12 protein-coding genes and 1 other annotated feature are annotated in these 12875 nt (G+C 46.0%); of the genes, 11 read left to right on the top strand and 1 reads right to left on the bottom strand.

Going from position 1 to position 12875, the window contains the following annotated elements:
* The first annotated feature begins 159 nt into the window (after positions 1-159).
* The 3 genes from C0Q44_RS27445 (at position 160) to C0Q44_RS27435 (ending at position 4986) form a co-directional block, all read left to right on the top strand.
* Positions 160-669, top strand: coding sequence for a DivIVA domain-containing protein (locus C0Q44_RS27445; RefSeq protein ID WP_105410321.1), 510 nt, complete (start codon positions 160-162; stop codon positions 667-669).
* Between the two features lie 57 nt (positions 670-726).
* Positions 727-1019, top strand: a binding site (T-box leader).
* Positions 1020-1364: 345 nt separating this feature from the next.
* A complete protein-coding gene (ileS, locus tag C0Q44_RS27440; RefSeq protein ID WP_105410320.1) occupies positions 1365-4463 on the top strand; it encodes an isoleucine--tRNA ligase in 3099 nt (1032 codons plus the stop codon).
* 163 nt (positions 4464-4626) lie between these two features.
* Positions 4627-4986: a DUF5665 domain-containing protein gene (locus tag C0Q44_RS27435; protein WP_105410319.1), complete on the top strand. Its 360-nt coding sequence runs from the start codon at positions 4627-4629 to the stop codon at positions 4984-4986.
* Between the two features lie 39 nt (positions 4987-5025).
* Here C0Q44_RS27435 and C0Q44_RS27430 read toward each other — a convergent pair whose 3' ends face one another.
* The gene (locus tag C0Q44_RS27430; protein ID WP_105410318.1) at positions 5026-5763 is read right to left on the bottom strand and encodes a TraR/DksA C4-type zinc finger protein; all 738 of its coding nucleotides are present in this window, start codon (positions 5761-5763) and stop codon (positions 5026-5028) included.
* Between the two features lie 218 nt (positions 5764-5981).
* On the opposite strand from C0Q44_RS27430, the gene lspA reads away from it, so the two are divergent.
* The 8 genes from lspA (at position 5982) to C0Q44_RS27390 (ending at position 12523) form a co-directional block, all read left to right on the top strand.
* Positions 5982-6476, top strand: a complete 495-nt coding sequence (lspA, locus tag C0Q44_RS27425) for a signal peptidase II (RefSeq protein WP_105410393.1) — start codon at positions 5982-5984, stop codon at positions 6474-6476.
* Positions 6469-7431, top strand: a complete 963-nt coding sequence (locus C0Q44_RS27420; RefSeq protein ID WP_374955161.1) for an RluA family pseudouridine synthase — start codon at positions 6469-6471, stop codon at positions 7429-7431. The genes lspA and C0Q44_RS27420 overlap by 8 nt, the downstream gene beginning before the upstream one ends.
* A gap of 109 nt (positions 7432-7540) precedes the next feature.
* Positions 7541-8794, top strand: a complete 1254-nt coding sequence (locus tag C0Q44_RS27415; protein WP_105410316.1) for an LL-diaminopimelate aminotransferase — start codon at positions 7541-7543, stop codon at positions 8792-8794.
* Positions 8795-9003: 209 nt separating this feature from the next.
* Positions 9004-9894: a decaprenyl-phosphate phosphoribosyltransferase gene (locus C0Q44_RS27410; RefSeq protein ID WP_105410392.1), complete on the top strand. Its 891-nt coding sequence runs from the start codon at positions 9004-9006 to the stop codon at positions 9892-9894.
* Positions 9895-9915: 21 nt separating this feature from the next.
* The gene (locus C0Q44_RS27405; protein WP_105410315.1) at positions 9916-10548 is read left to right on the top strand and encodes an HAD family hydrolase; all 633 of its coding nucleotides are present in this window, start codon (positions 9916-9918) and stop codon (positions 10546-10548) included.
* Positions 10549-10574: 26 nt separating this feature from the next.
* Entirely contained in the window at positions 10575-10865 is a 291-nt protein-coding gene (locus C0Q44_RS27400; protein WP_374955163.1) for an EamA family transporter, read from the top strand.
* Positions 10852-11172, top strand: a complete 321-nt coding sequence (locus tag C0Q44_RS27395) for an EamA family transporter (protein ID WP_258166588.1) — start codon at positions 10852-10854, stop codon at positions 11170-11172. The genes C0Q44_RS27400 and C0Q44_RS27395 overlap by 14 nt, the downstream gene beginning before the upstream one ends.
* Before the next feature lie 31 nt (positions 11173-11203).
* On the top strand, positions 11204-12523 hold the full coding sequence (locus tag C0Q44_RS27390) for a DUF6080 domain-containing protein (protein ID WP_105410313.1): 1320 nt from the start codon (positions 11204-11206) through the stop codon (positions 12521-12523).
* The last annotated feature ends 352 nt before the right edge of the window (positions 12524-12875 follow it).

Genomic DNA, 12875 nt, shown 5'->3' with positions numbered 1-12875 from the left:
AGTTAAAGTTCTAAAATGAACGTCTAAAGGATGCGATTCTGATCCTGCATTCCGTATAAGTTGCCAGTGTTGGGCATCAAACGTACGGCCTTTTGGGTGGAACCCATATGCTGCAAACCTTCTCTGAACGGGAAGGAACTTTTACAGGAGGTGGACAGCATGCCATTAACGCCGCTGGACATACACAACAAGGAATTTTCCCGACGTTTGCGCGGGTATGACGAGGATGAAGTCAACGAATTCCTGGACCAAGTCATCAAAGATTACGAAGGCGTCATTCGCGAGAACAAAGAGCTGAGCAATCAGTTGCTGTCCGTTCAGGAAAAGCTTGATCATTTTGCAACGATTGAAGAGACGCTAAGCAAAACGATCATCATTGCGCAGGAAGCTGCTGATGATGTGAAGAGTAATGCGAAGAAAGAAGCTCAGTTGATCGTGAAGGAAGCAGAGAAAAATGCGGACCGAATCATCAACGAATCGTTGGGGAAATCGCGTAAGATTGCTATGGAAGTGGAAGAACTGAAAAAGCAGGCATCGATTTATCGTGCCCGTTTCCGCACGCTTGTTGAAGCACAGCTTGAACTGTTGACCCAGGATGGTTGGGAAGTGCTGGAGAGCCGGGAGCAGGAAGTTCGTGATCGTGAGCGGGAGATGAAAGAGATTTATTAGTCTGCTGCCCGGTTGACTTTTGCCTGCAAAGAGGCTATAACTATATTCATAATGAATAGTGATTCCATGACGGGTTCAGTACGTTATGATCTCATCCCTCAGAGAGTTGGTGGTTGGTGCAAACCAATGGATGAGTTATAGCCGAATATCTCCCCGGAGAAGTAACGCTGAAGCGGTGAAATTGATTGCCGTGTGTAAGCCGAACCGTAAGCCGTACGTTATAACGGCACCCTGCAGTAGTGTAGCGGGGCATAAGCGCTGTTGATGAAAGAGCATACTCAGGCTCGCCTGGATGTGGTTTGTGATGAACAGAATTAGGGTGGTAACGCGAGCACAACCTCGTCCCTTTCCAGGGACGAGGTTTTTTTGTGTCCAAAAAAAGGCGAACGCCCATGAGGCCCGAAGGGACCTCAAGGAGAGAGCCCACTCGCCGGGGAAGCAAAGCGCCCGGCAATACCGGCCTCGCAGTAAAGGCCAGGCGGCGTTCGCGCAGGGAACAGCCGCAGAATGGCCACCACTACGCACATAAAACCCTCGCCCATAAGCGCCACTGATCCACCAACGACAACCCTTCCCGGGTGTCCAGAGGGCGGAGCGCCTATGGGGTCCCCCTTGGCAAGGGGGATTTAGGGGGATTGAAACGCTTTTTGTGGACGGTCCACAACTTAACACAAACGGAAAGGAAGTTGATCAGCATGCAACGAGTTGACGTCAAAGAGAAAGCACGTGCCAGGGAATTACGCGTATTAGATAAATGGAAAACGGAGAATACGTTCAAAAGATCCATCGAAAACCGTGAGGGCAAGCCGAACTTTGTATTCTATGAAGGGCCGCCTACGGCTAACGGCAAACCGCATATCGGTCACGTGCTAGGACGGGTAATCAAGGACTTCATTGGACGTTATAACACGATGAAGGGTTACCGTGTCGTTCGTAAAGCGGGCTGGGATACACATGGTCTGCCTGTAGAGCTAGGTGTACAGAAGAAGCTGGGCATCTCCCACAAGTGGGAAATCGAAGATTACGGCGTGGAGAAATTCATTAACGAATGTAAAGCGAGCGTATTCGAGTACGAACAACAATGGCGCGATCTGACTGAAGGCATTGGATACTGGACAGATATGGATAACCCATACATCACATTGGATAACAACTACATCGAGAGTGTATGGAATATCTTGGCGACGATTCACGAGAAGGGGTTGCTGTATCGTGGTCACCGCGTAAGCCCGTATTGTCCATCTTGTCAGACTACACTGAGTTCCCATGAAGTTGCACAAGGCTATAAGGACGTCAAAGATCTGAGCGCTACCGCGAAATTCAAGCTGAATGACAGCGGAGAATTCGTGCTTGCCTGGACGACGACTCCTTGGACGTTGCCTTCACACGTGGCACTTGCGGTGAATCCGAATATGGACTACTCTCGTGTTCGCCAAGATAATGAAGTGTACATCATGGCAACCAATCTGGTTGAGAAAGTCATGAAAGATGCCAAGGGTGAGTACGAAATCATTGGCGCATTGAAAGGTGCTGACCTGGTTGGCAAAACGTATGATCCTCCGTTTAACTACATCCAGGCCGAAAAAGCAAATATTATCCTGGGCGCAGGTTTTGTAACGGATGCGAGTGGTACGGGTATCGTACACATGGCACCTGCCCATGGTGAAGATGACTATCGTGTATGCCGTGAGAATGGTATCAGCTTTGTAAACATGGTAGACCTGGAAGGTAAATTTGTTGCTGAGGTTACTGATTTTGCCGGACGTTTCGTGAAGGATTGTGATATTGATATCGTGAGATATCTGTCCGAGAAAGGACGTCTGTTCAGCAAAGAGAAATACGAGCACAGCTATCCATTCTGCTGGCGTTGTGACACGCCACTTCTGTACTATGCAATGGACAGTTGGTTTATCCAAACCACGGCCATCAAGGATCAGCTGATTGCGAATAACAGTGAAGTGGATTGGTACCCTGGTCATGTTCGTGAAGGCCGCTTTGGTAAATTCCTTGAAGATCTGGTGGATTGGAATATCAGTCGTGACCGTTACTGGGGTACCCCGCTGAATATCTGGATGTGCGAGGAGACTGGCGAACAATTTGCTCCACACAGCATTGCTGAATTGCGTGCTCGTGCGGTAGGAGATGTGCCTGAGAATCTGGAATTGCATAAACCTTATGTAGATGATGTCAAAGTCATGAGCTCTTGTGGCAAGTATGAAATGAAACGTACACCGGAAGTGATCGATGTCTGGTTCGACAGCGGCTCGATGCCGTTTGCCCAGCAGCACTATCCATTTGAAAATAAAGAAGTATTTGAACAGCAGTATCCTGCAGATATGATCTGTGAGGGGATTGACCAGACACGTGGCTGGTTCTACAGCTTGCTGGCTGTCTCTACCCTTTTGACAGGCAAAGCGCCTTACAAAGCGGTTATGGCTACAGGACACGTTCTCGATGAGAACGGACATAAAATGTCCAAATCCAAAGGCAACGTTGTTGATCCTTGGGAAGTGATTGAAGAATACGGTACAGATGCATTCCGCTGGGCTTTGCTGTCTGACAGTGCACCATGGAACAGCAAACGTTTCTCCAAAGGCATCGTAGGCGAAGCAAAATCCAAAATGGTGGATACGCTGGTTAACACCCATGCATTCCTGACACTGTACGCTACCATTGACGGATTTGATCCACAGGAGCATCCGTTCCAATTGTCGGCACACAAGCTGGATCGCTGGATTCTGTCGAGACTGAACAGTCTGATTCTGGTTGTAGAAAAAGCGCTGTTGGTTAACGACTACTTGAATTCATCCAGAGCGATTGAAGCTTTCGTTGATGAGCTGAGTAACTGGTATATCCGTCGCTCCCGTGACCGGTTCTGGGGCAGCGGACTGACAGAAGACAAACTGGACGCTTACCGTACACTTACCGAGGTGCTGGTGACGACTGCCAAACTGGTTGCTCCGTTCACACCTATGCTTGCAGAAGACATCTATTTGAACCTTGCAACAGGTGAGAGTGTTCACATGGAAGACTATCCGGTATCTAATGAAGCGTTAATTGATGTGGAATTGGAACAGGATATGGAGACAGCTCGCCGCGTGGTTGAACTTGCCCGTAACGTACGTAACGAAACTGGCATCAAGACGCGTCAGCCACTGTCCGAATTGATCGTTTCCCTGGATCAGGGCTTTGATCTGGCAAGTTATGAAGAGATCATCAAGGAAGAGATCAACGTGAAAGGAATTCGTACCGAGCATAATGATGCGGAATTCGTTGACTTTACATTGAAGCTGAACCTGAAGGTCGCCGGTAAAAAATACGGCAAAAACGTAGGTTTCCTGCAAAACTTCTTCAAGGGAATGTCCGCGGATGAGACACGTAAAGTGGTTTCGGAAGGTGTGCTGAACATCGTTACTCCGGAAGGCGAAGAGCTGCAAGTGACGAGCGAAGAATTGTTGGTCGATAAACAGGCCAAATCAGGCTTTGCCTCGGCATCTGGTTACGGTCTGACGGTTGCTCTCAATACTGAAATCACGACAGCCTTGGAACAAGAAGGTTGGGTTCGTGAAGTGGTTCGTGCCGTGCAAGATACCCGCAAACGACTGGACCTGCCAATTGAGAAAAGAGTGCGGTTGACGCTGGATGTGGATGCATCCCTTCAGGAAGCTATTCAGGCGTTCGATGATGTGTTGCGTGAGAATGTACTGGTAACCGAAGTTACATTTGGCTCGAATGAGTCCATGGAACGTATAGAAGCCGGTGGCAAATCGATCGGTATTTACATCGAAGCGTAATTAAGAGTATATAACATCAACAAGGACAGAATATAGATATAAACTAACGAGCCGCAGAGACAGGGACATTTTCCCTGAATCTGGGCTCGTTTGGTTTTTGGGCAAAAAGGCAATGATTCTATTGTACAGTCAATCTATATTGATCAAAGGAACTGAGCGAAACATGAGCGAACATGATGAGAAGCAAGCTGCATCCATTTCACCATCAACATCAGATGATCTGACTTCACATGACAAAATCGAAGAGTTACATACCTTAACGAATCGCCTGGCGAATGAACTGGAGCGTTCTCGAATTGCGCAATACACGGAATTGCTAAACAGACCCTGGAAGCTGATTGGATTGAACTTGTTGTCTGGAGCCGCACGAGGTGTCGGGATCGCAATTGGATTTACCTTTTTCGCAGCAACGATCATCTACGTGTTACAGGTCCTTGGGGCGCTTAATCTTCCTATTGTTGGGGATTACATTGCTGATATTGTGCGCATTGTACAACGTCAGCTTGATATGAATACCTACTGAGTGATCAAGTGAATAGGAGCGAATGATATCAAAGGATAATTAATACAGGTCATCCGTCTCCATATCCGGTTCTAAAAGACCTTCACCTTCACGGTTCTCCAGGTACTGACGATATTGACGATTACGTACAATGGAAACGTCATGGCCGTAGATATCTGTTGCCACAAAGCTTTCGTATGCTTCAACGCAGCCTTCCACTTCATCTGTGGCTTCAATAGCCATAACGTCATAGCTGTCGATATCACGACCTTCCGCCATGGCTGGTGAGTTTGATGTGCCCCAGCTCTCCACGATCTGCCAGGCATCCTCACCATCGAAGCCATTTTGGTCATCACGCTCGTCCAGACTCGTTCGACCAAATGCGGGAGTGAGGAATTCTTCCTCCACAGGACGATTTTCGGAGACCACCGTTTCCGGTTGATGTTTTTTGCAATATTTGGTGTAGGGCACAGCCTGCATGCGTTCATAAGGGATAGCTTGCTGGCAGACCGCACATGTACCATAATGTCCTTCTTCAATGGAGTGCAGGGCAGAATCGATTCGTTCCAGTTGGAATTCATCATGTTCCAGTAGGGCAATATCCTTCTCGCGCTCATACACCTCTGTGGCAAGGTCACCAGGGTGGTTATCAATCGGTGATAATTCGCCAGTCTGCAATTTCAGGGAGTCTCCAAGGCCATAATGCTCGTTTTCCGACAGTCTATGTTCAATATCGCGCTTATCGGTCATCAGCTGGGAACGTAAAGATTGCAGCTGCTCGGTAGTAAAATGTGACATGATTTTCCCCTTTCTGTTCCGTGTGGAATCCGGATTTTGACTCTATAGTAGGATGTGCCATTTGAAGTGGGAATACAGAAGGGAAATGTTATCGTTTTTGCCATATGGATTGCAATGCAGCGCGCCGTGGACGATTTCCAAACAGCTGTGCTACAATAAACAAGTCTGGCGTGAGCCTGGTATCGTTTGGAAAAGACAAGAACGGAGTGACAACAAACGTGGTGTATTATATCCTCGCTTTTATCGTATTTTTATTGGATCAGGGAACCAAGTTCCTGATTGCAACCCGAATGGAACTCAGAGAGGAAATTCCAGTGATCGGCAATTTCTTTGTCATCACATCCCATCGTAACTCAGGTGCGGCATTTGGCATTTTGCAGGACCAGCGCTGGTTCTTTATTGTGGTTACACTGATTGTGGTCGTTGCCTTGATTTGGTATTTGCAAAAAGTAAAAGATACGCCGCACAAATTGCTGCCTGTGGCACTTAGCTTGGTGCTTGGTGGAGCAATCGGTAACTTCCTTGACCGGGCATTGACCGGAGAAGTTGTGGATTTTGTTCAGCTTAACTTTGGAAGTTACACGTTTCCCATTTTCAATATCGCCGATTCGGCAATCTGCATCGGGGTAGCGCTAATCATTGTGGAAACGTTGCTTGAAGGACGGCGCGAGAAAGCAGCCGCTAAGATTGAAGGGAATGAACATCATGAGTAATCAGAACGAGGAACAGATCAATAACGAAGGACTAATGAATGGCAATGAGCGTATGGAATGGACCGTTGCCGCTGAACATAAGAAAGAACGGATTGACAAATATATTACGGAAGCTGTGGATAACGTATCACGCTCCCAGGTTCAGTTGTGGATTGGAGACGGACTTGTTACGGTGAATGGTACTGTAGTCAAAGCCAATGCCAAGTTATCCGAAGATGATCTGGTTGAATTACAGATCCCTGAACCAACTGCCGTTGAGATCATTGCCCAAGATATTCCACTGGAAGTGGTCTATGAGGACAGTGACCTGATTGTGATTAACAAACAGCGTGGTCTTGTTGTGCATCCCGCACCAGGACATACATCTGGAACGCTCGTCAATGCACTCATGTATCATTGCAAAGATCTCTCGGGTATCAATGGAGAGCTGCGTCCGGGTATTGTGCATCGTATTGATAAGGATACGTCCGGCCTGATCATGGCTGCCAAAAACGATCGTGCTCATGCTTCACTGGCTGCTCAGTTGAAGGATCATACTGTGAACAGACGTTATATCGCGCTCGTTCATGGTCATCTTAATCATGATCAAGGAACCATTGATGCACCCATCGGACGAGATACCAGTGATCGCAAAATGTATACGGTCACGGAACGAAATAGTAAACATGCCGTTACACATTTTACTGTTACAGAACGTATTAACGACTACACGGTGCTTGAATTGAAACTGGAAACAGGGCGTACCCACCAGATTCGTGTACACATGAAATTTATCGGTCATCCGCTTGTGGGAGATCCAACCTATGGACGTAACAAAGGCATCAAAATGCAAGGACAGGCTCTCCATGCTGCCGTACTTGGTTTTGTGCATCCGACCACAGGAGAATATCTTGAATTCACAGCTCCGCTTCCTCAGGATATGGAAGACGTGCTTGCTTCCTTGCGCAGTCGCTGACCATTCGAAGAAAGTACAAATGTTCCGATACATTGTCCATGGTTTTGATCACGCAAATGCTTCATATTAAATTGTAGAAATTTGCGTCAAACGAGGAGATGAACAACGTATGAGTATTGATAAATATCAAGAAACTTACATTCAGACTAATTTTTCCGACCGTATTGGCGGCTCCAACTATGGTAAAGACACTAACATCTATAAATTTGAGAAAATCAAACGAGCCAAAGCTTCGGCTAAAAAGGATTTTCCAGATGTAGAACTGATTGACCTTGGTGTGGGTGAACCAGACGAGATGGCTGATGCAGGCATTGTAGCAGCACTTGCAGAAGAAGCTTCCAGACCTGAGAACCGTGGTTATGCCGATAATGGTATCCCCGAATTTAAGACGGCTGCTGCTTCCTATCTGAAGAACGTATTCAACGTGGAAGGAATCGATGCAGATACCGAAATCGTGCACTCCATTGGTTCAAAACCAGCTTTGGCGATGATGCCTTCATGCTTCATCAATCCGGGCGATGTGACCATTATGACTGTTCCGGGCTACCCGGTTATGGGTACACATACGAAGTATCTAGGTGGAGAAGTGTTTAACATCCAATTGACGAAGGAAAACAACTTCTTGCCTGATCTGGCGGCTATCCCGGAAGACATCGCGAAACGTGCGAAGTTGCTCTACCTGAACTATCCGAATAACCCAACTGGTGCAAGTGCGACAGTGGAATTCTTCACCGAAGTCGTGGAGTGGGCGAAGAAATACAACGTAGTTGTTGTACATGATGCTCCATATGCAGCCTTGACGTATGATGGCAAAAAACCGTTCAGCTTCCTGTCGGTACCCGGTGCCAAGGATGTTGGCGTAGAGCTGCACTCCCTGTCTAAGTCTTACAACATGACGGGTTGGAGAATCGGATTCGTAGCGGGTAACCCGCTTGTAGTCAAAGCATTTAGCGACGTGAAGGACAACAATGATTCCGGTCAGTTCATCGCGATTCAGAAGGCTGCTGCTTATGGCTTGAATCACCCTGAGATCACAGAAAAAATTGCAGAGAAATACTCCCGTCGTCACGACATGCTCGTTGCCGCACTGAATGAACTGGGCTTCCAGGCTGAGAAACCTAAAGGTTCCTTCTTCCTGTATGTTGAAGCACCAAAAGGTGTGGTTGGTGGACGCCGCTTCGAATCCGGTGAAGACTTCTCCCAATTCCTGATCCGTGAGAAATTGATCTCGTCCGTGCCTTGGGATGACGCAGGTAACTTTGTTCGTTTCTCTGTTACCTTTGAAGCCAAGGGTGAAGAAGAAGAGAAACGCGTGATTGCTGAGATCAAACGTCGTCTGAGCGACGTGCAATTTGAATTTTAATCGCCTTACCCTATAGCTATAGCTTAATCACGTACTAACGAAGAGACCGGAAACGGTCTCTTTTTTTTATGCCCATATTAGATTTTTTCATTTACTCCCTTTACAAAAATATACAAGCAACATATGATTAGATCTTTACGTTAATTGTTATATACAGAAGTTGTTTTCGAAGGGAGTTATTACAATTGTTATCATCACGAACGAGTACGGTGTCTTCAACGGCTACAGGAACAGGCAGTACAGTATCAGGATTAATCAGATTGTTAAGACCCAAACAGTGGACCAAAAATCTCTTGTTATTTGCTGCTTTACTGTTCTCCTTTGAGGAGATTCGGACCGAAACTATTTTTACGACGTTGCTTGGTTTTATTCTATTTAGCCTCGTTGCAGGCTGTGTTTATATTTTGAATGATTACGTAGACCGGGACAGGGATCGGCAGCATCCGGTGAAAAAGTTTCGCCCCATGGCTTCAGGACAGGTGAATCCGGCTCATGCTTTGTTGTTCGGAATCATTCTGCTGATTCTTTCCGTAGGAACGGCTTTTATAATCAACCCGCTATTTGGGGTGTTATGTATCGTCTACTTCCTGTTGAATGTATCGTATTCATTTGTCCTCAAACATCTCGTCATTCTGGATATGATGACCATTGCAGCAGGTTTCGTACTTCGTGCCATTGCAGGTGGTGTGTTGATTCATGTGCCATTCACGCCGTGGTTTTTGATCTGCACCATGTTGTTGTCGTTATTTCTCGCCATTGGCAAACGGAGAAATGAACTCACATTGCTTGATGGGAACACGGGATCACACCGTAAAGTATTGGATAACTACTCCATTACATTGTTGGATCAATTCAATACGATTGTGACGACAGCTACGATTATCAGTTACTCCCTGTTCACATTCACTTCAGATCGTACCATTCATCTCATGTGGACGATTCCACTGGTTATTTATGGAATGTTCCGTTACCTGTACTTGATCCACATGAAGAATCAGGGGGGTTCTCCAGATCGTGTGCTGTTTGAGGACAAGCCCATATTAATTACAGTTATTCTCTATGTGATCAGTGTTGTTACTATATTTTCTATTTTCGAATGAAAAAAGTGGAGGGGGATCAGGGTGAAAAGCACGAAAGTCGCGATCTTTGATATTGATAAAACCATTATACGCAGTGATTCCATGTTTCAATTTGTGCATTACGGTGTTCGTCGTTACCCGTGGCAGGTATGGAGATTGCCTGTCATTGCATTACATACGGTGTTATTCAAAGCGGGATTCATGACCGTTGAACGAGTTAAACGGTCCTATTTCCAAGAAATTGAGCGCATGGCTGAAAAAGACCTGGAACATTTCTTTGATACCCGCTTGCGTACATCCATTTATGCCGAAGCAAGTGTTGAGATGCAGCATCGCAAGGAAGCAGGCTATCATGTCTTGCTGGTCACGGCATCTCCGCATGCCTATATGAAATACTTCAAAAACTTTCCTTGGGTGGATCATGTGATCGGGACTGATCTTGTTCGTCATTCGAATGGATACACGTGCAGAATTGATGGCAGTAATTGCAAGGGGGAAGAGAAGGTACGCCGAATTCAGGCTTATCTTAGCGAGAAGAACATGGTCATTGACTATGACCAGTCATGCTCGTACTCCGACTCCTTGTCTGATCTTCCAGTCATGCAACTTGTGAGACAGCGATACTTTATCAACAAGCGCGTTCCGGACATGGAGGCATTATCGTGGGGGAAATAAAGTCGCGTCATACAGGCAAATGGCTGATGTTGGTCTCCGCTTTTCTAACAGCGACGGGTCAATTGTTCTGGAAATGGGGACTAACAGAGTGGATCTACCTGGGCGTTGGCTTTCTGTGTTATGGCCTGGGAGCAATCCTGATGATTAAAGCTTTTGCTCTGGAGAAACTCTCTGTTGCTTATCCTTTAATGTGTGCCAGCTATGTGTTTGCCTTAATCTATGGATATTTTTTGCTTGGGGAAGAAATTACGGTGCAGAAGCTGGTAGCAGTCGTACTGCTTGGAATCGGGGTGACGTTAACCAGTGTTGATCGATAGCTGGATGGTTACCGTGTTAATTGTTATGACGTTGTGCGGCGCGATGGGCGGGGCTGGATTGAAAGCTTATGCGACAACTCGCAAGCGTCTGCATGTGCTCATGGGACTGGGATTTTATGGAACAGGTGCATTGCTGAATATTGTGTTGTTGAAGTTTCTTCCATTAACGGTTGTACTACCTGCCAACGCCTTAACGTATGTTTGGACACTCATCTTAGCGCGGATGGTATTTAAGGAGAAGGTGGGTCCTTTACGCTGGATCGGTGTGGCCTGTATTATGGGTGGCCTATATTTATTGGTGTTCTAGAACTTATTTAAATTGGATGTGAAATAAAAGCATGAAATTTTTGGACTACTTATTTTATAATCGAAGAGCCAACTGGACAGCGTTTTACCTATTTGCAGGCTTTGCTCTGTTCTATGGTTTAATGAACGGCTCGTATGTGCTGTACATTGAAAATCATGCAGAAATGCTAGGGACGTATACCCCATTCAGCACGAAGATTTTTCCGCTTAATTTATTTAACTTTGATCCTTCTATGTATTATGGAGACAACAGCTCTTCAATTATTCATCCGCTCATTTCATTCCTTGCGGTCACACTCGGGGCAGTAGCGAAGCTGCTCGGAGGTAATTGGTTCTTTCTTATCCTGCAATCCATGGTGAATGCGGGTTCGGTGGTACTGGCATTTCTATTTCTGAGCCAAAAGGATAGAACGATAACTACGCCATTGCTGTTCGCATTACTGTTTGGTTTGAGTTCCTACCTGATGTATACCGCATTGATCCCGGATTCGTATCCCTATGTACAATTCGTTATCCTGCTCTCCGTGATTTACATGCAGTATACTCGCGAACGACAGGACGTACGCTATGTGCCGAATGCACTGCTGGCGTCCATCAACTTTGGATTAACCTCAACTAACATTGTACCCTTGGCTGCTGCAACTTTCTTTAATATGAAAGCTTGGCGCAGTAAGGCGGGTTGGAAGAAATACATCGGTATCATGGCTCTGGCGGTGCTGATTATTGCTGTGTTAACCGGCATTCAGTATGTTGCATTTGGAGGACGAAGCTGGGTTAGTAACTGGTTGCTCGGCATTCAGAATGGCGGAACGAGCTATGCAACACCGTTCCAATTTGCTGTTCACTGGAAAGTATTGAACATGCTAACCATCAATCCGATGCTGACACCGAAGATGCATTTACTGGACCCGGGCATGGCCTCCTTTGTTACGGATCTGTCCCGTTCGAATCCAATCTATGTGCAGATGACAGGTATCTTCATATTGTTGCTGGCACTCATGGGCTTCATTAAAGGTATTCGTGAACGTGAAGTATGGACTCTTGTGCCATATATTCTGTTTGCCTTTTTGCTTCATATTGTTGTGGGCTTTGGACTGGCTGTATTCCAATACGATATGTACCTGTATGCAGGACATTATCTATTTGCGTTTTTCCTGTTAGGTGGAGGTTTTGTAATCCGTATTCGTCCTGGACTGGGCAAAAAGGTGCTGATTGGTTTACTTATGTTATCCGTGTTGGTTACTGCGGGGAACAATATATACCGTCATATCGAGACTTTATCCACGATGAAACAATCCTATGAACAGTTGGAGCAAGATCGTACACTCCATGATTCGGACTTGGTCCATTAAAATACATTCTTAACCCTTTACCGTATTCTTGGATACAGGTAAAGGGTTATTTTGGCTATATCAGATTTCTCATTTTCTTATGGATAAATATACAGAAATGTTGTATAATTATGAATAACGGATGAGATGTAATGTGCATGGATGTTTTTCGGCCTAACTGCTGATTCTAAGAAGAACGTAGCAGAGGATATTCGCCTGCGATGGTGAGGTGTTGACAGGGAGTTGTCTTTCTGTCATAATTCATGAAGATAAACGGACATATTGATTACAGAACCCTGTGAGGTCCTGCAATATGAACGACATGAATAGCACCTTTAAATCAGTCCCGTGAGACTGGCAAGGTAACGTGAAC

Origin of the sequence: Paenibacillus sp. PCH8, assembly GCF_002968835.1 — a bacterium.
Lineage (GTDB): Bacteria > Bacillota > Bacilli > Paenibacillales > Paenibacillaceae > Paenibacillus.
The sequence above is the reverse complement of the archived record's forward strand: the minus strand, read 5'-3'. Positions and strand labels throughout refer to the sequence as shown.

Coding starts and splice junctions, on each gene's coding strand:
- C0Q44_RS27445 (WP_105410321.1), top strand. CDS start 160: ATGCCATTAACGCCGCTGGACATACACAACAAGGAATTTTCCCGACGT.
- ileS (WP_105410320.1), top strand. CDS start 1,365: ATGCAACGAGTTGACGTCAAAGAGAAAGCACGTGCCAGGGAATTACGC.
- C0Q44_RS27435 (WP_105410319.1), top strand. CDS start 4,627: ATGAGCGAACATGATGAGAAGCAAGCTGCATCCATTTCACCATCAACA.
- C0Q44_RS27430 (WP_105410318.1), bottom strand. CDS start 5,763: ATGTCACATTTTACTACCGAGCAGCTGCAATCTTTACGTTCCCAGCTG.
- C0Q44_RS27420 (WP_374955161.1), top strand. CDS start 6,469: ATGAGTAATCAGAACGAGGAACAGATCAATAACGAAGGACTAATGAAT.
- C0Q44_RS27415 (WP_105410316.1), top strand. CDS start 7,541: ATGAGTATTGATAAATATCAAGAAACTTACATTCAGACTAATTTTTCC.
- C0Q44_RS27400 (WP_374955163.1), top strand. CDS start 10,575: ATGTTGGTCTCCGCTTTTCTAACAGCGACGGGTCAATTGTTCTGGAAA.
- C0Q44_RS27390 (WP_105410313.1), top strand. CDS start 11,204: ATGAAATTTTTGGACTACTTATTTTATAATCGAAGAGCCAACTGGACA.